Genomic DNA, 19,164 nt, shown 5'->3' on the forward strand with positions numbered 1-19,164 from the left:
GCGCAAAATGGATTCTAAAAAACACCTTGCCAAATAGGAGCGTCAGGACGCAAAGAGGCTCCGCAGCGCGAAGCGCGATGCGGAGCCTCTTTGCATGTCCGAGGACGTTCCGGAGGGAAGCCCCCGTCACGCCCCCGGATTCCCGGTGGGAGTTCTAGACCTTGTCGGCCTTAGTACATACCGCCGCCCTGCTGACCAGCGGTAGCAGCAGCGATAGCGTCCTCAAGCTGAGTGTTTTTGGGCACATCGGAGACGGTGGCCTCGGTGATGAGGATCAGGCTGGCGACAGAAGCAGCATTCTGCAGGGTGACGCGGCTGACCTTGACGGGGTCGAGGACGCCCATCTCGATCATGTCGCCCCACTCGCCGTTGGCAGAGTTGAGACCCTGGCCGGCGGGCAGCTCGGCAACCTTGTCGACCACGACAGCGCCCTCAAAGCCAGCGTTCTTGGCGATAGTAGCGACCGGAGCGGTCAGAGCCTTCTTGACGATATCGACGCCGATCTTCTCCTCGGGGTCGTCGATCTCGACAGCATCGAGCGCAGGAGCAGCGTCCATGAAGGCGACGCCGCCACCGGCGACAATGCCCTCCTCGACAGCAGCGCGGGTAGCCTGCAGGGCATCCTCAACGCGGTGCTTGATCTCCTTGAGCTCGGACTCGGTAGCAGCGCCGACCTTGATGACGGCAACGCCACCGGAGAGCTTGGCCAGGCGCTCCTGGAGCTTCTCACGGTCGAAGTCAGAGGTGGTGTTCTCCATCTCGCCCTTGATCTGAGCGATGCGGGCGTCGATGGCCTCCTTGGAGCCGGCGCCGCCGACGACGACGGTGTTGTCCTTGGAGATAGTGACGGACTTAGCGGTGCCGAGCATATCGGCGGTGATGTCAGCGACCTTCACGCCCAGCTCGTCCAGAGCAGCCTGGCCACCGGTGAGGACGGCGATGTCCTCCAGGATGCGCTTGCGGCGATCGCCGTAGCCCGGGGCCTTGACGGCGCAGACGTTGAGAGCGCCACGGATCTTGTTGAGGACCAGGGTCGGCAGAGCCTCGCCGTCGATGTCCTCAGCGATGATGAGCAGGCCACGGCCGGCGCGCTGGACAGCCTCGAGAACAGGCATGATGTCCTGAACGCTGGAAATCTTCTGGTCGGTGATGAGGATGTACGGATCCTTCATCACGGCCTCCATGCGGTCGTTGTCCGTGACGAAGTAAGCGGAGACATAGCCCTTGTCGAACTGCATGCCCTCGACGGTGTCGATGGTGATGTCGAACGTCTGGGAATCCTCGACGGTGATGACGCCGTCCTTGCCCACGACCTCCATGGCCTCGGCGATCTTCTCGCCAACCTCGGGGTCACCAGCGGAGATGGTGCCGACGGAAGCGATCTGCTCCTTGGTCTCGACCGGCTTGGCCTGCTTCTTCATCTCGGCGACGGCGGCGTTTACAGCCTTGTCGATGCCGCGACGGATGGCCAGCGGGTTGGCGCCGGCGGCGACGTTGCGCAGGCCGTCGTTGACGATGGCCTGGGCGAGCAGGGTTGCGGTGGTGGTGCCGTCACCCACGGTGTCGTTGGTCTTGGTGGCGACCTCCTTCACCAGCTGAGCGCCCATGTTCTCGATGTTGTCCTCGAGCTCGATCTCCTTAGCGACAGAAACGCCGTCGTTGGTGATGGTCGGGGCACCGAACGTGCGCTGCAGCGCAACGTAGCGGCCCTTGGGGCCCATGGTGACGGTAACGGCGTCGGCCAGAGTGTTGACGCCCTTGGCGAGCTTAGCGCGGGCATCGGTGTTGAACGTAATGTTCTTTGCCATGGTGAGTAATCCTCCAAAAGAAATGTGACTCGCGTCGCCGCTTCCGAGTCCTATGCGACGATCGCGTTCAAAGACGAATCAGAGATTCTGACGAGACTAGGCCTCGACGACGGCGTAGATGTCGTCGGCGCGCATGAGCAGATACTTCTCGCCGTCGACCTTGACCTCGTTGCCACCGAACTTGCCGTAGATGACAACGTCGCCAACCTTGACGTCCATGGGGATGCGCTCACCCTTGTCGTTGACCTTGCCGGCGCCCACGGCAACGATGGTGCCGCGCTGCGGCTTCTCCTGAGCGTTGCTGGCGATGTACAGACCAGAAGCGGTCTTCTGCTCGGCCTCGTCGGGCTTGACCAGGACGCGATCTGCAAGCGGCTTCAAAGACGACATGCTTGTTTCCTCCTTTGTGGGCCGCGCGGTCATGCCGCGCGGGTTAACCCTTTTTGTTTGCGTACGCGTTGAATGGTACCCACGAATGGCGGGTTATACAACACGGAGTCAAAAAATCTTATTTTTTGGCACTTAGATTTTCTGAATGCCGGGGGATAACTTAGCGATGCCTCCCGTGTGGCTCCGGAGGGGCGGGGCATAAGGTTTCCTGCTCGGGCAGTCCTGCTCGCACGAAGGCCACATTAAGTGGCCTTCGGCTCGTGCGGAACTCGCGATAAACCTTATGCCCCGCCCCTCCGGAGCCACACGGGAGGCAGGTTAACTAATTCGGGCCCGGCATTCAGAAAAGTCAGTGCAGCAAAATGGCGATGCGGATAGGAATGTGGGCATGGTCTTCGCTGCGCGCACGGGTCCCCTGGGGAGCACCGTGCATTTTTGGGAGTATTCAGCAAGCCAGGACGGCTGCATACGCGCCGGACATACCTTATTGGTCCCAAGAACGCCTTCAGCGGGCGGTTTTGGTCGGTGGGCAGACCCCGTTGGGACAAATGGGCGTACTTCGCGCCGTACCGGAGCCCAAAATGACGTCAATCTCCGTAACGTTACTCAGCCGCAGCGGCACCGGCAGAGCTCGCGGTGCTGAATACTCCGTTTTTTGCACGGCCCAGGCGGGGGTACATCAGGACCGGAAAGAACATCTCAGCTTTTTTATGCAATCTGCAACTGGAAGTATGCAAAACACCATGAGGTTTCACTGCTGATGTCCAAATTGAACGCACGGAGCAGCACCTCAACCCCGCGCCCAAATCCAACAGAGCAGGGGCGCACATGGCGGATCCTCACCGAAACGCAAACGCGGCTCGAGCGCCATCCCAAAATAAGCTGCCCGAGCCGCGTTTAACGGTAAGACATGAATACTTAGCGCTCGTAGATCAGGTTGCCGGCTAGGTAGGTGGCTTGGACTTTGGTGGCTTGGAGTTCTTGGGGGTCGATGGTGAGTGGGTTTTGGTCCAAGACTACCAGGTCGGCGTATTTACCGGGTTCCAGGCTGCCGAGGTTTTGCTCGTCGCCCGCTGCATAGGCGCTGCCCAGAGTGTAGTTGCGCAGAGCCGTTGCCGCATCGATGCGCTCGCTCGGCAACCAGCCGCCCTCGGGCCAGTGGCTTTTGGGGTCCTGGCGCGTGATGGCCGTGTAGAGCACGTTCATGCTGGTAACGGGCGTGATAGGGCTGTCAGTTCCGAAGGCTTGGCGGATGCCGCGCTGCTTATAGGTTGCGAACGGCCACATGATTCGGCTTCGCTCCAGGCCAAAGTCGCGCTCTGGGCCACCCGGATCGAGCGTGATGTGGCAGGGCTGGCTCGAGGCGACCACGTTGAGCTTGCGCAGGCGATCGATGTCCTGGGGCAGGAGGTTCTCCAGATGCTCGAGTGTGTTATGGCCGTGCTGGGGCAGGCCGTAGAGCTCTGCCGCCTCCTCAAAGATATCGAGCGCAGCATGGATGGCACCGTCGCCGATGACGTGGATACGCACAGTGTGGCCGCGCTCCGCGGCCGCCAGAACCAGCTTACGCATGCGCTCGGCAGGAACTGTCAGACGGCCCTGGTCGCCCGGGAAGCGCGGATTGGTATAGGGCTCGGTGAGATATGCCGTGTGTTCGCTCGACACGCCGTCGAAGAACTGCTTAAAGCCTGGCGCCGAGAGCAGCGCGTTGTTCGCGTAGCGGGTCTGTAGCTCTTCCAAGCGCGATTGGTCATCCAGCAGCGTGGGAAACAAATGGGCGCGGATGCCCAGCTTGCCGGCTGCCTGCAGTTTGTCGTAGACATCGTCGCGGATAAAGTCGCAGCCCGGCATGGGCATGAGCGACATATCGCATATCGAGGTGATGCCCTGCTCGGCCATCCGCCTCATTTGATCGGCGTAAGCGCTTGCGATGCGATCCTCGCCCAGCCACTCAAGGCAGCGCGGTAGCAGCTGCATGGCAGCCGCCTCGTGAGCAATGCCCGTGAGCTCGCCGCTTGCGTCCTTGTCGTAGCCACCGCCCGCTGGCGGCTCGCTGTCGCGCGTGACGCCGAGCGCCTCGAGTGCGCGGCTGTTGAGCCACAGCGTATGGCCGTCGCCCGAATACATAACGCAGGGGCGATCGGGGAATGCCGCATCGAGCGACGCCTTGGTAGGATGCTCGGGCGGGTCCCAACGGTAGTCGCGCCAGCCCTGCGTCACAACCCAAGCGTCATCGGGCAGGTCCTGGGAAAACTCGAGCGCGTGTTGCACCAGCGCCGCCTCGGACGTGCCCATATCCATGAGCATGTACGGCGAGGAGCCGACCGAGGTATGGAAGAAGTGCAGATGAGCGTCATGGAAACCTGGGCAGACAAACTGCTCGCCGTAGTCGATAACCGGCGTGGCGGCAGGCGCGGCGGCAATCACGTCATCGGGCGCACCGACTGCGACGATACGGTCGCCTGCGATGGCAATCGCCAGCTCGCGGGCGGTATCGATGCCGTCTTGCGCGGTAAAGACGTTCTTGGAGCGGATAATCCGATCGATATGTTGCATGGGCATCCCCATCTCTGGCAGGAAATTCAACACCCCCGAGTGTACTCCCCCGCCCTTGTAACAAAACCCCAAGCGGCAAACGGCAACTTTACCAGCCCTAGCGGCAGGTGGCATACTGGAGAGAGCCTGTACGATTTTGCGATCAACCCAGCAAGGAGCAAATCGACCATGACGAAGACCAAGGCACAGCAGATTATGGCGGCGACCGAGGCTCGCGCGGCTGACGACGTCACCGCAGCCATCAAAGATATCGCTACCGAGTTTGAACCCTATATCATCAAGCAGCGCCGGCACTTCCATAAGCACCCGGAGCTGAGCCTTGCCGAGGAGCGCACGACCTCCGACATCGCCAACCAGCTCGACGCCATGAATATCCCCTACGAGCGTCCGCTCAAGACCGGCTTGGTGGCAACGCTTCGCGGTACCGCGTCGGATGCCTATCGCGAGGACGGCACGCCACGCCGCCGCATCCTGCTGCGCGCCGACATCGACGCCCTGCCCGTCACCGAGCAGACCGGCGAGGAGTTTGCCAGCGTCAACGAGGGCTGCATGCACGCCTGCGGCCACGACTGCCACATCGCCATGATGCTCGGCACGCTGCAAATCCTGCGCCATATGACCGACGACATCCACGGCGAGATCCGCATCGTCTTCCAGCCCAGCGAGGAAAACGGCCAGGGCGCCAAGCTCATGATCGGCACGGGCGTGCTCGACGGCGTCGATGGCGCCTACGCCGCGCACATCTGGAGTGAGGTCGACGCCGGCACCGTGAGCTGCGAGCCCGGACCGCGCATGGCCAATACCGACTGGTTCCGCATCGACGTCCGCGGCACCTCGTGCCACGGCGCCATGCCCCAGCGCGGTCACGACGCCGTTATGGTTGCCGCCGAGATCGTCAACGCTCTGCAGACCATCGTTTCGCGCGAGATCAGTCCCTACGAGCCGACCGTCATTACCGTCGGCGAGCTGCACGGCGGCACCGCGCGCAACGTTATCGCCGGCACGGCCTACCTCGCCGGCACGGTGCGCACCTACGGAGATTCGACCCACGAGGAAATGCCGGAGCTCATGCGCCGCATCGTGGAGCATACCGCGGCCGCCTTGGGCGCCGAGGCAGAGCTCACCGACTACACCATCGCCAATTACAAGGTCGAAAACGATGCCGCCTCGAGCGAGCGCTGCCGCCAGGCAGTAATCAAATGCCTGGGCCCCACCGGCCAAGGCCATTATCGCGGCACACTCTCGGGTGAGGATTTTTCAGAGTACCTGCGCCGCGTACCGGGCGTGCTCGCCTTTGTTGGCACGCGCAACCCCCAGATTGGCGCCACGTACGCCCAACATTCTTGCTTCTACAAGATTGACGAGTCGGTACTGGCCAAGGGCTCCATGGTGGCCGCCCAATATGCCATCGACTTTTTGGCCGAGCCCACACAAGAAGAGCTCGACGGCCCCACGATTGCCGCGGTCGCCGAGACCAATCCCGACCTGGCAGCCAAACTGCGCTCTGCCAAGGCCACGGCCGCCGAGGCCCGCGACGCCATGCACGATGCCCGCACGGCGCGCCATGCCGCCATCAAGGGCATCCATGATGCACGTGCCGCCGCTCGCCGCGAGGAGAAGCACGACGAGTAGTCGATCCACGACCATCTCGCAGTCATAGCCGCATCGCGATATCAAAGCGGGGGCGGACGCTTCGGCACGTCCGTCCCCGCTTATTTGTCAAGCGCTATTTCTACCGTTTCTACCCCGTCCCCAAATGGCAGGTGGCAGGGTTACTCGTCCTGCGGGTCCTCGTCGGAGCTTGGCGCAGGCTCGGGCTCAGGCACGGGCTCAGGCGCAGGCTCGGGCTCCGGTTCCGGCATGGGCGCGGGCTCGGGCTCAGGCACGGGCTCAGGTTCAGGCTCAGGCACGGGCTCGGGCGCGGGCTCGGGCTCGGGCTCGGGCGCAGGCGCCGCAGCGGAATCGGATACGGGCGCTGCGTCGGTGCTAAAACCAGCCGGAGCAGACTTCTTCTCAAACGGCAGCACAAAGGTCAGGACGTCATCCTTATCCTCATCAGCCCATTCAGCTGCATAACGCGCTACCCAATAGCCAACGGCACGATGCTTGAGCATCTTGCCAAAGACCGTAAGGAATACCGTGACAAACGCCGTCAGCACCAAGAACAATACGAGCGTGATGCCACCGCCGGTAACAAGCGCCTCAATAGCCGAAGGACGGTAGTAGTAGTTATACATACCGACAGAGGCAATGGCGCCGAAGACGAGCGTCAGGATCCATGTGACAACGTTGGCGACCAGACCCGTCAAAAACTCGGGAAGGAACGAAGCGCAGAACAGCTTGGTCTTGTTGTGCTTAAACGCCGCCCAGACCTTGTCGAGCGAAAACGCGCTCTCGACACGACCGGTCACCGCAAAGTGCATCACGGCAATGTCGGCGAACATCTTAAAGAAGACCCCCAAGACCGCCGTGGCAATCATAGCCAGGACAAGCAGGCCAAGCGAGCCAAACAGCGCTGCCTCGAGTGCATAGGAGCCGTAATACGAATACGAGCCCGCGGCGCCAATTACCACGCTCTCCACCAGCGAAAGCACTACACCGATAACGGGAATGGCAGCGATAACCTCGAGCACGACCGAGATAACGCTCGAAAAGACTCCGAGGCCAAACGACGTGGAACGCATGAGTGGACGATCCATACCGCCATCAACCTTGAGCGACAGATCGCGACCCCACTCAATACCAAAGCCGGAACCACACACGCTCGCAATGCAAGCTGCCAAAAAGCCGATGGCAGCTGCAATGCCGCCAATAACGGGAATAAACAGCACGAGTACCGACACAACACAAATCAGCGCCGGTAAAAAGGCAATCTGGCACACGCGCTGCAGCACGCCCGGAGTCTTGGTCATATCCTCAAACGCCTGAGCCACACAGCCCTTGGACGCATTCGCCACGGGCGGTTGCGGAACAAACTGCTGGGGCTGACCCTGAGGGGCAGAGGCTGCGGCACCGGCATTGGGGGCACCACACGCACCACAGAACTTATCGTTGTCGCCCATGGGGGCACCACACTGCGAACAGAACATCGAGATCATCCCTTCGTATCTTGAGCGAATCATCTGGATCGCAAACGATGTCTTTAGCATCATTATCACCCAATGTGGGGACAAATACTCCAACATGACGCATTTGCAATGCGCAGGGCGCTATTCGATTGTTTGATGAGCTCGACCGCGTTAGTTCGTTCCGCGGAAACCCTTGCCGACGATCTCGGAGCTGTCGACAATCGTGATAAAGGCACCCGGATCGACTTCGCGCGCATAGCGGCGCAGCTGCACGGCCTCGCGACGGCTTAGCACGCTCATGATCACCGTCACGCACTTGCCCGAGAAAGCACCGTAGCCGCGGCTGATAGTCGCCGTACGGTTGAGATGCTTGACGATAAACTCCTCGACCTTAAGGGGCTCGGAACAAATGACCGTGCAGACTTTGCGCAGGTGAATGCTCTCGATGGCCTTGTCGACCACAAGCGTCTTGGCAAACAGGCCGAGCACGCAGTACAGACCGACGCGCGGACCGTACAAGAAGGCCGCGATGGTCACGATGCCGATATCGACCAACAGCAGCGCACGGCCGATCTCAAGCGTGGTGCGGCGTTTGAGAATCATGGCGAGGATGTCCGTGCCGCCCGTCGAGGCACCAATATCAAAGACGATGGCGCTGCCGAGCGCCGGCAGAATCACGGCAAAGCACAGGTCGAGCCACATATCGCCCGTCATCGAGACATCGGTCGGAATAAAGAGCTCAAACAGCGAAACATAGGCGGACAGCGCAAACGAGGCAAAGACACTCCACAGGATTGCCTTGCGCTCCAAAAAGATAAAGCCCAGAACGACCAGGACCGCATTGATAATCCACATAAAGACGCCGACGGGCAGGGTCGGGAACAGCGTGGACAGAATGACCGACACGCCCGAGGTGCCGCCAAAAGCAAAGTGATTAGGGGTTTTAAACGCGACGATGGCAAAGGCCGTGAGGATCAGGCCCAAATTGAGCTCGGCAAAAAAGCGCGGAAAGCCCGGCTCCTGGCTGCGCTTGCGACCAGCGCGCTCGCCCCGCTCGATAACATCGCGATCGACCACGCGTTCCATCGGCACTACGGGAGGACGATGCACCTCCTCGGCAGCACGCGACGCCGCCTCTGCCGCAGCGGCCTCAATTGCCCATGCCTTGCTTTCTGTTTCGTGCTCGTCGGCCATTACGGCAACCCCTCGTTAACAATTTGGAAACAATGCGCCCATTAGAGTAACGCGGAACGTGGGGATTGCAACCCTTAGTTAGACGAGCGGTATGACTATATCGGGAGCGTACAAAAACGGCCGGCCACGCTTTTGCTTGCGCGGTCGGCCGTTTAATGTTTTCGCAGATAAAACCTGCCAAAACAAACCTGTCCCTTTTTGGAAGGTTATTCGTGCTGGCTGGTGCGGTGCTCGTACTCCTCGGGGGTGATGACATCCTCGATGCGCAGGTTGACGCCCGCCACCTCAAGGCCAGTCATCGCGGCAAGGCGCTCGGTGACACGTGCCTTAACATCGTCGAAGATCGCGGGCGCATAGGCGCCGTACTCGATGATGACGGAGATGTTGACGACCACGCGATTATCGTCGGTGACCTCGACCGTCACGCCCTTGGTCAGATTCTCGGCACCAAACTGCTCCTGCACAAAGTGCATGAGGTTACCCTTCATGCCCAGAACGTGCGGAACCTCGCGGGTGGCCATGGCAACGATCTTCTCGATCACGCCGTTGGAATAGGTCAGCGAGTCCTCGGACTCATCCGCTTCCTCGTCGTCCTCATCCGTATCGGACTCGGCCTCGACGAGAGCCTCATCCTCGAGCGTCACATCCTCAGCTTCGGCGACGACCGCCTCGTTCTCCTCGAGCTCGGTATCGGCTACATCGACCTTCGTATTAAAAGCCATGGTTCCTCCTTATGCCCGCCGCGGATGCGACAGTCGAATACATATTAGCGGCCGCTAAACAGACGGCCGAAGAAGTTCACGATCCCGTTCTCGCCGTCGCGAATTTGGCCGATCACAGCGCCGATCAGCACGAAGAATGCAATGACGAGCGTGTCCCACAGGCCCAACGTGAGCACCAACACGGCGAGGATAAAGCCGGCGACGGCGCCGAGCGTGGTGTTGGGATGACGCACAGCATAGCTCCAGACGGCAGCGCCCGTACCCTTGATGAGACCCATAGCCTCGTCAAAATCCGCGGCTGCCGCGTCTTGTAACTCGGTTGCCTCTGCTTTGGAATCAACAGGTTCGCTCGCCGACGTGGCGCTCTGGTCAATCGTCAGGCGCGGCGTACGAGCGGTCTTATCTTGATTGGTATCACTCACCGGAAACCTCCACGGTCTGGACGGTAGTCTTGGACGGCAAAAAACGGACGCGCGCGGTCGTACCCGGCGCGCCGAGCATGGTATCGCAGGCTTCTTCGATGCGCTGCTGCATCGCGGTAGCCAGAGATGCCACGTCCTTATCGTCAAGCGCGATAGCCTCGACCTTAAAACGGACGTGCGAATCGTCGGGGCCTTGGACGCGAGCCTCGACATGCTCGACCATCACGCGGTCGTCGCGCTCGGCAGCAACCCTGGCGCACGAAGAAAGCGCCGCAAGGGTAACCTCGATATTGCGCTCCCCCGCCGGATGCACGCAGGACGGTTCGCGACGGGCGAACATCAGGCGGAAAAAGCTCAGCAGTACGCCGATCGCCACGACGCCGGCGCACGCCGTCACGACGATGCGCGGCATGGGGTCGCGCATCAGCAGCATAAAGCGATACGTATACGGCCCCCAAAACTGGCAGACAAGCGTACCCAGTGCCACGATGGTGGCGGCAAGATACACGATCGCTAGGGCTCGTTTGAGTACGCGCACGCGGCGCTCCCTTCAAATCTCGGCTCTCGAAATGCAGAACGGTTCGCATCATTATAAAAGAGCCGGGTCCGGTGCTCTACGCACGCGGATCCGGCTCATCTATTCCACGAGGCTTGCATGCTCGCTTCATTATGCCCAGATATGCACGGCTCAATCCGTGCTGGCGCTACTCCTCCTCGAGGGCAGCGATGACCTCGTCGGTCATGTCCATGGTGCTGTAGACGTCCTGGACGTCGTCGAGCTCCTCAAGACGGTCGATGAGGCGCTGGACCTTCTTGGCGTCGGCGCCGGAAACCTCGGTCGGGGTGGTCGGGACCATGGTGGTCTCGGAGCCCTTGACCTGGACACCCTGCTCCTCGAGCGCCTTGGAGACAGCCATGACCTCGTTGGCAGCAGTCCAGACGATCCACTCCTCGCCGGCATCCTCGTAGTCCTCGCCACCGGCCTCGGCGATAGCCATCATGAACTCATCCTCGTCACCGGCAGCACCGTTGGCGATCATGGTCTCCTTCTTGGCGTTCTCATCCAGGATCTCCTTGGCGACGACGATCTGGCCCTTGCGCTCAAACTGGAAGGCGACGGAGCCGGAGGTGCCCAGGTTGCCACCAGCGTGGGAGAAGGCGGAACGGACATCAGCGGCGGTACGGTTGCGGTTGTCGGTCAGGCAGTCGACGTAGACGGCGACACCGGCGGGACCGTAGCCCTCGTACACGATGTTCTCGTAGACGGCGGCGTCAGCACCCGAACCAAAAGCCTTGTCGATAGCGGACTTGATCTTGTCCTTAGGCATGGACTGAGCCTTGGCCTTGGCAACGGCAGCGGCGAGGCTGGCGTTGTTCTCGGGCAGCGGGTCACCGCCGAGACGGGCAGCAACAGTGATGTTGCGGCTGAGCTTGGAGAAGAGGGCGGAACGCTTGGCGTCCTGCGCGCCCTTACGATGCTTGGTTGTGGCCCACTTAGAGTGTCCGGACATACGTGTCTCCTATCGGTTTCGACCTAAAGCCCAGCGCAGATGCTCGGGCAATATAAACAAACGTCGTTATGATATACCTACTAGCCTGCGAGATAAACCCCAAAATGAAGGCGTCGTGATGATGTCCCCTTTGGTGCAAAGAAACCTGACCCCAATGCACCAAGTTAGGACCAGAGGAAGTCGCTGCGGGTGACGGTGGCGCCGATGGCGAAGGGCATGCAGGCGATGACCGGATACAGGTAGCGCATGTAGGTCGAGCCGTTGCACGGACCAATCAGGCACACGGCGAGCACGCCCAACAGCGGCACCCAGATCGCCAGCGCACGCCATGAATGACGACGCAGCAGGTAGACCACCACGGCAATCATGATCCACACATAGGTGGCCGAGCTCATGGTGAGCGAAATAAACGGGATGCGCTGCACCGCCACACGGTACAGATTGATCAGGTGGTCGCACCAGCGCACCACGTTGCTGTCAACCGGATGGAAGTCGAAGTACTTGAGGTTGTCGGGACGCGCCATGATCTCGGCACTACGCGCCGTGCTGTAGACCCAGGCATCGCGGGCACTCGGATAAAAGTAGCCGTAATAGTTATTGATGAGCGCCGAGATATAGCACTCGGGATCCTTTTTGAACATCTGCGCCCAGACCTCAAAATAGGCCTTGATGTCCTCCTGCGAGGCGTACTCGTTAAAGCAGTTCTTGACGGCATCGGACTTGTCAGGGTTGTAGCGGCGGCCCAGGTTCTCGTACTTGAGCACGCGATCGATCACGACGCGCTCCTCGTCGGTCACCAAGCCGTCGCAAGGAGCCTCCGCGATAGTGCCGTCCTCCTTTACCGTGGGGTTGACACCCGAGTTGAGGCCATCGTGCTTTTGAACGAAACGAGCCGTCTGCTGGAACGGAATCGAGAGAATTTCGCGCTTGGAGCCGGGCGTGATGTCGTGCGCCGGCATAAAGACCTTGGTGAAGTACATATTAGAGGCAAGGCAGAGTACGAGCACCGCGAGGACGCCAACCCAGCGGAAGCGCGGCGTGGCGCATGAGACCGCGGTGCCCGTCTGCTTAGCCGCACGACGAGCGACATGTACATCCCATGCGCAAAACGCCGCCGCAATCACGCAGGCCGCCAACGGAAAGACCAGGCCGCCATTGCGCAAAAACGTGGAACCCATGGCAGCCAGCGCAAGCAACAGCCAGTCGTGGCGCGCAAAGAGCACGGGGGCTTTCTCGCCCGCCCGCTCGACATTGGCATCACGACGGGGCAAGCCACATGCCACGAGCTTGACGGTCTGTACCAGCAGCACCAAAAACGCGTCGGCAAAGAGCACGTCTTTGGTGAGCAGGGCCGCGTAGTTAGAGAACATCGGCATAAACGCAAAGAACAGCAGGATCGCACCGCGAACCGGCAGGCTCACGCCCAGTTTGCGCAGCGACGAAATGGAATAGGCCATGCAGGCAGCCGTGATGACAAATTGAGCGCAGGTATAGATGATGAGGCCCGCGTTAGCGCTGTTGAACAGCGAAAGCCCCAGCTGCACGCACGAGCCGATGATAGCCGTGTGCACGACCGGGTGATGCCCGTTGAGCAGGACATTGGGGTTGAGCAGGCGCAGGTAGTCGCTCGTGCCGTTGGGATAGTTGAACCACTGGCGAATCTGCGCACCCGTATCTCCCATAAAAAGGCCGGGCAGCGAAGCGATGAGCGTGGGCGCCCAGGCGATCATAAGCACCAGGAAGGGCCCGGCAAAGGGATGGGCCGAGAGCACGGCGTGAGCCACACGCCATACGCGGCCAAAGTGCGCTTCGGAAAACGGAATGCGCCGAGAGCTCAGCCAATCTAGACACTCAAAAGCCAGGTAGAAGGCAACGATCGCCAAGAGCATCCAGCCCGCGCCGCCAATCCAGGCACAGATGATGCGGGCCTTGTCGCCAAGAACAATCTCGGCCGAGTCGGTGAGGTCGTAGCTGCGGCCGAACACCATGCAGATGGCGAAAAACAGCGACGGCAGAATGATCGACGGGCGCCAGGTGTCGCCACGGCCAAAGAATACGTAGCGAAACGGCAGCGTGAGCAGGCAGGCAAGCGCAAGCAGCATGACCGCGTCGGTATGGCCGGCAAACGAGAGGAGCACCTCGTAGCACACGTACAGCATGCCCGAGGCTTTGGGGTCAATCGCCAAGACTGCGTTGCTCGAGACCGGCGCGGGATCGATGGAAAACGCCGTGGTCGCCAACAGCGCGAGCAGAAATGCGATGAGCGTCTGCTTGGCGGGGTAGCGCTTAAACCAGACGATGCGGGCAGCGTCGCGCGCAGCCGTTGTGGAGAGGTCGGAATCCTTCACAGTCCGAAAGCCTTTCTAGAAACCTGCCAAAAAGGGACAGGTTTATTTTGGCAGGTTTTATCTGGGGAAACGTTACGGTTCTGTCATCGTTGCCTAGCAAAACCACCACAAAGGTGCCTGTCCCCTTTGTGGTGGTATGTGGCGGTTAGGCGTCGAGATAGATGCGCTGGGGACGGTTGCGGTGACGGGCAAAGATGATGAGCGCCAGGCCCGCAATTACGAGTGGCAGGCTCAGCAGCTGACCCATGGTGATGACGCCGCCCAGCAGATAGCCCAGCTGGGCATCGGGCACGCGCACAAACTCAACGAGAAAGCGGACGATGCCGTACCCCATCACGAACACGCCCATAAACGTGCCCTGGGGCAGCAGCGGCTTTTTGCGGCTGAGCACCTGCAAAATACAGAAGAGCACGACGCCCTCTAGGAATGCCTCATAGAGCTGGGAAGGATGGCGCGGCATATCGCCCGCGGTGCCGCCAAAGACCACACCCCAAGGCAGATCGGTCGGCTTACCCCACAGCTCGCCGTTGACGAAATTGGCACAACGGCCCAGGCATAGGGCCAGCGGGGCGCCGATCACGGCAAGGTCGGCGACGGTCCAGGCGTCGAGCTTATACATGCGGCACACGATGATGCCGCCCAAGATGCCGCCCACCAGGCCGCCGTGGAAGCTCATGCCGCCCTCGTTGGTGGCAAAGATCTCGAGCGGGTGGGTCCAATAGTAGCCATCGCCGTAAAAGACGACGTAAAACAGGCGCGCGCCGATGATGAGGCCAAAGACCGCGCCGACCACGACGCTCGTCAGGTCATCGATCGTAATGTCGAAGCCCCAACGACGCTGCGTGCGGTACATAACGACCGCCGTGAGCAGAGCACCGACCACGTAGGCCAGGCCGTACCAGTAGATGGTGATGGGGCCCGCCGAGATCGCGACGGGATCAAGCATATGGTAGAGGTCGTTGAGCATATCGATCCCCCTGCTCCCTACATACAAATGCGGCCGCGGGCCTTACGCTCGCAGCCGCATATTTGGGCGTAACGTCTATGCGAAGCGTACCGTCCGCAGCTTTCGCATCTTAGAACGGCGCGTACTCGTCGTACAGGTCCTCGGCCTCGCCGGAAGCATTGACCTGCTCAACGCGGGTAACGCCGGGCACATGCTCCTTCAGGATGCGCTCGATACCCATGGAAAGAGTTAGCGAGCTCATGGGGCAGCCGGCGCAGGCGCCCTGCAGCTCCAACTTGACAACACCCTCGTCGTCGACGCCCACATACTCCATATCGCCGCCATCGGCCTGCAGGTTGGGGCGAATCTCTTCAAGAACCTTCTTAAGCAGCTCTTCGTTAACAGCCACAGGGGCTCCTTTCTCACAATAACGCGGGCACGCCCGCGGACAGGGGCTATGTTACTACAGCCATGTACCCGCTTAGGCGCCAGCCATGCGTGCGGACACGACTTTCACGAGCAGTCAATTTGGGACGGGGCTCTTTTGGCTGTTTTGCCGCCAGCTGGCGTTGGCACGCGCTACTGCCGAGCCTGTCCCCCGGTACCAATCTGGACATCGACGATGACCTGGCGGTAGCTGATGCCGCAGGAGTCGAGAATGCGGCGGCTGATACGGCCGTCATCGGTGTCGGCATATTTATTGTCCAGGTAGACGACCTCGCCCACGCCCACCTGCGCCAGGATCTTGGCGCAGTCGTGGCACGGGAACAGCGTGACGTAAACCGTGGAACCCTCGAGGTCCTTGAGCGAGCCACGGTAGTTGAGCACGGCGTTGGCCTCGGCATGGACCACGTAGTTGTGCTTGTCCTGCAGCGGGTCATCGCTCGTACCCCACGGGAAAAAGTCGTCGTTGAGCGCCGAGGGCGTGCCGTTGTAACCCACCGAAAGGATGCGGTGGTTGGTGCTGGCGATGCACGCTCCCACCTGCGTGTTGGGGTCCTTGCTGCGGCGCTGCGCGGCGATGGCCACGCTCATAAAGAACTCGTCCCAGCTAATAACGTCGCGGCGCTTGCCCGACGCGGTTTGATGAAGATCGTCCGACATGGCAGACACCTCCGCAATCGCAATAGTTTGGCCCATTGTAGCAGGTGAAAGGTAGGGGCGCTTATCCCACCAGCCCCTCGCCCTACGCGCAGCGGGGCTTTTGGTTGATGCGGTAGAGCTCGGCGAGACCCCGCAACGTCAGCGCGTCGTCTACCGTCAGGCTATGGCCGACCAGCGCCGCAAGTGCCTCGGCATCGTCGCCGGTAATGACGATGGGCACATCGCCCTCCCCCGCGGCCTTGGTCGCGCGCATCTCGGCAAGCACCATGTCGAGCATTCCGTCGATGCGGGCTACCTCGCCCAAAACCACACCCGAGCGCATGGCCTCGCGCGTGTTGCGTCCGATGACGTGCGTTGGCGCCGAGGGCTCAACCTGGGGTAGGCGCGCTGCTGCCGCCGAAAGCGAACGGGCGCCGAGGGCCAGGCCTGGCGCGATAACGCCGCCCACAAAGGTACCGTGCACGTCGATGACCTCGATATTGGTCGTCGTGCCCGGGTCAATCACGATGCACGGCGAGCCGTAGACGGCGCGGGCCGCCACGGCATCGGCGATGCGGTCGGGGCCGATCTCGGCCGGATCGTCGTAGTGCACGGGTATGCCGGTCTTAAGTCCCGGCCCCACGGTGAGCACGCGCCCCGTGCAGGTGCGGGAAAGTGCCGCCTTCCACGGGCGCTCGAGCGCCGGGACTACACAGCTCAGCACGGCCGCGGCGGGTGCAAGCACCCCGGGCACACCTGCATCGGCGGCGAGCGCGCCCATGACCTGCATAAGTCGCATGCGCGCTTCGTCGGCCGTAATGCTCGACGGCGTCGTGATCTCGCATGTCGCAAGCGGACATTCCTGCGCCGCGGCCGAATCCTCTGCAAACAGGCCAAAGCGAATGAACGTGTTGCCCACGTCGACCGTCAATATATATGCGCACCCATTAAGCATCGTCGGCGCTCCTTTCGTCTGCCCAGCAGTATATCCCGATGATTATTCTGGGACGGGGATTTAAAAATCATTGCGTACCTGATGATTTTTAAATCCCCGTCCCAGAATAATCATCCTTCGGCTTCGTTTGGGATAGCTAAAAAAGCCCAGTCCCAAATTAACTGCCGTGCCGCTATACTGGTGCGCGGTCGTTTGCGAGTTCACGCGGCGACCCTTGGTAACCCGACTTCCCGCGCCGTATCCGTAACGGCGCTCCCGGGGGAAGCGGATATACGCAAAGGAGTTTTATATGAGCAATCCCTCGAACCGCGCTTCGATGCGCGGGCAACTCACGCTGCGCGGCGTCGTCATCGGCGTCCTTGGCTGCGTGATCATCACGGCAAGCTCGGCCTACACGGCCCTCAAGATGGGTGCACTCCCCTGGCCGATTATTTTCGCTGCCGTCATCTCGCTGTTCTTCCTGAAGCTCATGGGTGACGCCAGCCTCAACGAGGCCAACGTCACCCACACCATCATGTCCGCGGGCGCCATGGTCGCCGGCGGCCTGGCGTTTACCATCCCGGGCGCCTGGATGCTGGGCTATGCCGACCAGATCAGCTGGCTCGACATGTTTATCGTGGCACTCGCCGGCACCATCTTGGGCCTGCTGGCAACGGCGCTCATCCACCGCCACTTTATCGTGGACGCCGCGCTGGAGTTTCCCACCGGCAATGCCGCAGCTCAGACACTGCGCGCCACCGAGGCCGGCGGCAAGACCGGCAAGCAGCTCTTTGGCTCCATGGCCATCGCAGGCATCTACAGCGTGCTTCGCGACGCTCTGGGCGTGGTGCCCAGCATGCTGTGCACGCTCAATATCCCCGGCGTGACCTTTGCCATCTATAACTCGCCCATGCTGCTCTCCATCGGCTTTTTGGTTGGCTTCGCCCCGGTTGCCTTCTGGTTTGCCGGCGCGCTGCTAGGTAACTTTGGCATCATCGTGGGCGGCACCGCTGCCGGTCTATTCGACGTTGTGACTGCGCAGGGCATCGTCAAATCGCTCGGCATGGGCCTCATGATGGGCTTTGGCGTCGCCGTCGTCCTCAAGGACATCCTGCCGCAGGTCGCCGGCATCGCCCGCGGCCTCGCCGCCGACAGCTCCAGCGACACCGACGAGCAGTCGCTCATCTCGGGCTCGCTTAAGCTCGACGCCGGCATCATCGGCCTGGGTACTGCCGCCATCGCCGTGATCGTCGCCATCGCGCTCGACCTTGGCCCCGTCCCGGCCGTCATCGTCACGCTGTTCACCTTTGTCACCACCATCATGAGCGCGCAGAGCTGCGGCCAGACGGGCATCGACCCCATGGAGATCTTCGGCCTCATCGTCATGCTCATCGTGGCTGCCTTCGCACAGATCGCCCAGGTCAAGCTGTTCTTTATCGCCGGCATCGTGGCCGTGGCATGCGGCCTTGCGGGCGACGTCATGAACGACTTTAAGGCCGGCGCCGTGCTGGGCACCAATCCGCGTGCGCAGTGGATCGGCCAGGCCATCGGCGGCATCGTGGGCGCCCTGGTCGCCGCTGCCGTCATGGTCGCGCTTGTCACCGCCTATGGTCCGGATGCTTTCGGCCCCGACAAGAGCTTTGTGGCCGCGCAGGCAAGCGTCGTCGCCACCATGGTCTCGGGCATCCCGAGCGTGCCGTGGTTCGCAGGCGGCTTTATCGCCGGCATCGTCATGTACTGGCTCGGCATTCCGGCCATGATGATCGGCCTGGGCGTGTACCTGCCGTTCTACATGTCACTCACGGCATTCCTGGGCTCCTGTATCAAGCTCGCCTACGACAAGTGGTCCGCCCACCGCGACGCCACAGCTGGTCTTTCTGACGAGGAGATGGCTGCCAAGGACGCCGCCTTCCAGGAACAGGGCTTGGTCGTTGCCAGCGGCCTGCTCGGCGGCGAGTCCATCGTCGGCGTTATCCTGGCGTTTGTCTCCGTGGGCTTAAGCCTGCTGGGCTAAGCTGAGCAGCTGCTCGACAGCAACCATATTGTCTACGATTTGCCCGGTCGGTAGCTTTCGCGGCTACCGACCGGGCTTTTTGATACCAACGCAAAGAAAGGCCGGCGCGCTGCGTATGACAGCGCGCCGGCCTTATCGGTTTAGCTATCGAAGCGTTCCTGCTATGAA

General features: G+C 61.3%; 16 protein-coding genes. 2 read left to right on the forward strand and 14 right to left on the reverse strand.

Translation table 11 applies throughout. The annotated features are described in order from the left end of the window. Positions 1-170: 170 nt before the first annotated feature. The 3 genes from groL to DXB53_RS08480 form a co-directional block, all read right to left on the reverse strand. Positions 171-1,808 carry a chaperonin GroEL gene (gene groL / locus DXB53_RS08470; protein WP_006234938.1) on the reverse strand — a complete coding sequence of 546 codons (1,638 nt, stop codon included), beginning with the start codon at positions 1,806-1,808 and terminating at the stop codon, positions 171-173. Between the two features lie 96 nt (positions 1,809-1,904). Next, entirely contained in the window at positions 1,905-2,198 is a 294-nt protein-coding gene (gene groES / locus DXB53_RS08475) for a co-chaperone GroES (protein WP_022094351.1), read from the reverse strand. A gap of 918 nt (positions 2,199-3,116) precedes the next feature. Beyond that, the gene (locus tag DXB53_RS08480) at positions 3,117-4,754 is read right to left on the reverse strand and encodes an amidohydrolase (protein ID WP_233503852.1); all 1,638 of its coding nucleotides are present in this window, start codon (positions 4,752-4,754) and stop codon (positions 3,117-3,119) included. 168 nt (positions 4,755-4,922) lie between these two features. Between DXB53_RS08480 and DXB53_RS08485 the strand changes: the two genes are divergently transcribed. Beyond that, positions 4,923-6,386 carry a M20 family metallopeptidase gene (locus DXB53_RS08485; RefSeq protein WP_117584118.1) on the forward strand — a complete coding sequence of 488 codons (1,464 nt, stop codon included), beginning with the start codon at positions 4,923-4,925 and terminating at the stop codon, positions 6,384-6,386. A gap of 140 nt (positions 6,387-6,526) precedes the next feature. On the opposite strand, the gene DXB53_RS08490 is transcribed toward DXB53_RS08485, so the two are convergent. From DXB53_RS08490 to DXB53_RS08540, 11 genes are all read right to left on the reverse strand, one after another. Continuing rightward, entirely contained in the window at positions 6,527-7,843 is a 1,317-nt protein-coding gene (locus DXB53_RS08490) for a zinc-ribbon domain-containing protein (protein ID WP_158551633.1), read from the reverse strand. A gap of 150 nt (positions 7,844-7,993) precedes the next feature. After that, on the reverse strand, positions 7,994-9,016 hold the full coding sequence (locus tag DXB53_RS08495) for a YitT family protein (protein WP_117584120.1): 1,023 nt from the start codon (positions 9,014-9,016) through the stop codon (positions 7,994-7,996). 206 nt (positions 9,017-9,222) lie between these two features. Beyond that, complete coding sequence (locus DXB53_RS08500) at positions 9,223-9,738, reverse strand: Asp23/Gls24 family envelope stress response protein (protein ID WP_055251999.1); 516 nt, start codon at positions 9,736-9,738, stop codon at positions 9,223-9,225. Between the two features lie 44 nt (positions 9,739-9,782). Further along, positions 9,783-10,160, reverse strand: a complete 378-nt coding sequence (locus DXB53_RS10140; protein ID WP_233503061.1) for a DUF2273 domain-containing protein — start codon at positions 10,158-10,160, stop codon at positions 9,783-9,785. After that, the gene (locus DXB53_RS08510) at positions 10,153-10,698 is read right to left on the reverse strand and encodes a hypothetical protein (RefSeq protein WP_117640268.1); all 546 of its coding nucleotides are present in this window, start codon (positions 10,696-10,698) and stop codon (positions 10,153-10,155) included. Before DXB53_RS08510 ends, DXB53_RS10140 begins: the two co-directional genes overlap by 8 nt. A 166-nt stretch (positions 10,699-10,864) precedes the next feature. Beyond that, positions 10,865-11,671: a YebC/PmpR family DNA-binding transcriptional regulator gene (locus DXB53_RS08515; protein ID WP_117584122.1), complete on the reverse strand. Its 807-nt coding sequence runs from the start codon at positions 11,669-11,671 to the stop codon at positions 10,865-10,867. Between the two features lie 164 nt (positions 11,672-11,835). Beyond that, entirely contained in the window at positions 11,836-14,019 is a 2,184-nt protein-coding gene (locus tag DXB53_RS08520; protein ID WP_233503853.1) for a DUF6020 family protein, read from the reverse strand. A 145-nt stretch (positions 14,020-14,164) separates the two neighbouring features. Beyond that, positions 14,165-14,986: a prolipoprotein diacylglyceryl transferase gene (lgt, locus tag DXB53_RS08525; RefSeq protein ID WP_117584123.1), complete on the reverse strand. Its 822-nt coding sequence runs from the start codon at positions 14,984-14,986 to the stop codon at positions 14,165-14,167. 109 nt (positions 14,987-15,095) lie between these two features. Next, entirely contained in the window at positions 15,096-15,374 is a 279-nt protein-coding gene (locus DXB53_RS08530) for a NifU family protein (RefSeq protein ID WP_035137589.1), read from the reverse strand. Positions 15,375-15,544: 170 nt separating this feature from the next. Then, positions 15,545-16,069, reverse strand: coding sequence for a dCMP deaminase family protein (locus DXB53_RS08535; RefSeq protein ID WP_117584124.1), 525 nt, complete (start codon positions 16,067-16,069; stop codon positions 15,545-15,547). Positions 16,070-16,151: 82 nt separating this feature from the next. Then, positions 16,152-17,003: a type III pantothenate kinase gene (locus DXB53_RS08540; RefSeq protein WP_117584125.1), complete on the reverse strand. Its 852-nt coding sequence runs from the start codon at positions 17,001-17,003 to the stop codon at positions 16,152-16,154. 289 nt (positions 17,004-17,292) lie between these two features. Here DXB53_RS08540 and DXB53_RS08545 point away from each other — a divergent pair, with 289 nt between their 5' ends. Further along, positions 17,293-18,996, forward strand: a complete 1,704-nt coding sequence (locus tag DXB53_RS08545; protein WP_117584126.1) for an OPT/YSL family transporter — start codon at positions 17,293-17,295, stop codon at positions 18,994-18,996. The last annotated feature ends 168 nt before the right edge of the window (positions 18,997-19,164 follow it).

Source organism: Collinsella sp. OM04-5, assembly GCF_003439125.1.
GTDB lineage: Bacteria > Actinomycetota > Coriobacteriia > Coriobacteriales > Coriobacteriaceae > Collinsella.

Coding starts and splice junctions, on each gene's coding strand:
- DXB53_RS08515 (WP_117584122.1), bottom strand. CDS start 11,671: ATGTCCGGACACTCTAAGTGGGCCACAACCAAGCATCGTAAGGGCGCG.
- DXB53_RS08545 (WP_117584126.1), top strand. CDS start 17,293: ATGAGCAATCCCTCGAACCGCGCTTCGATGCGCGGGCAACTCACGCTG.
- DXB53_RS08485 (WP_117584118.1), top strand. CDS start 4,923: ATGACGAAGACCAAGGCACAGCAGATTATGGCGGCGACCGAGGCTCGC.
- groL (WP_006234938.1), bottom strand. CDS start 1,808: ATGGCAAAGAACATTACGTTCAACACCGATGCCCGCGCTAAGCTCGCC.
- DXB53_RS08480 (WP_233503852.1), bottom strand. CDS start 4,754: ATGCAACATATCGATCGGATTATCCGCTCCAAGAACGTCTTTACCGCG.
- DXB53_RS08495 (WP_117584120.1), bottom strand. CDS start 9,016: ATGGCCGACGAGCACGAAACAGAAAGCAAGGCATGGGCAATTGAGGCC.
- DXB53_RS08540 (WP_117584125.1), bottom strand. CDS start 17,003: ATGCTTAATGGGTGCGCATATATATTGACGGTCGACGTGGGCAACACG.
- DXB53_RS08500 (WP_055251999.1), bottom strand. CDS start 9,738: ATGGCTTTTAATACGAAGGTCGATGTAGCCGATACCGAGCTCGAGGAG.
- DXB53_RS08535 (WP_117584124.1), bottom strand. CDS start 16,069: ATGTCGGACGATCTTCATCAAACCGCGTCGGGCAAGCGCCGCGACGTT.
- DXB53_RS08490 (WP_158551633.1), bottom strand. CDS start 7,843: ATGTTCTGTTCGCAGTGTGGTGCCCCCATGGGCGACAACGATAAGTTC.
- lgt (WP_117584123.1), bottom strand. CDS start 14,986: ATGCTCAACGACCTCTACCATATGCTTGATCCCGTCGCGATCTCGGCG.
- groES (WP_022094351.1), bottom strand. CDS start 2,198: ATGTCGTCTTTGAAGCCGCTTGCAGATCGCGTCCTGGTCAAGCCCGAC.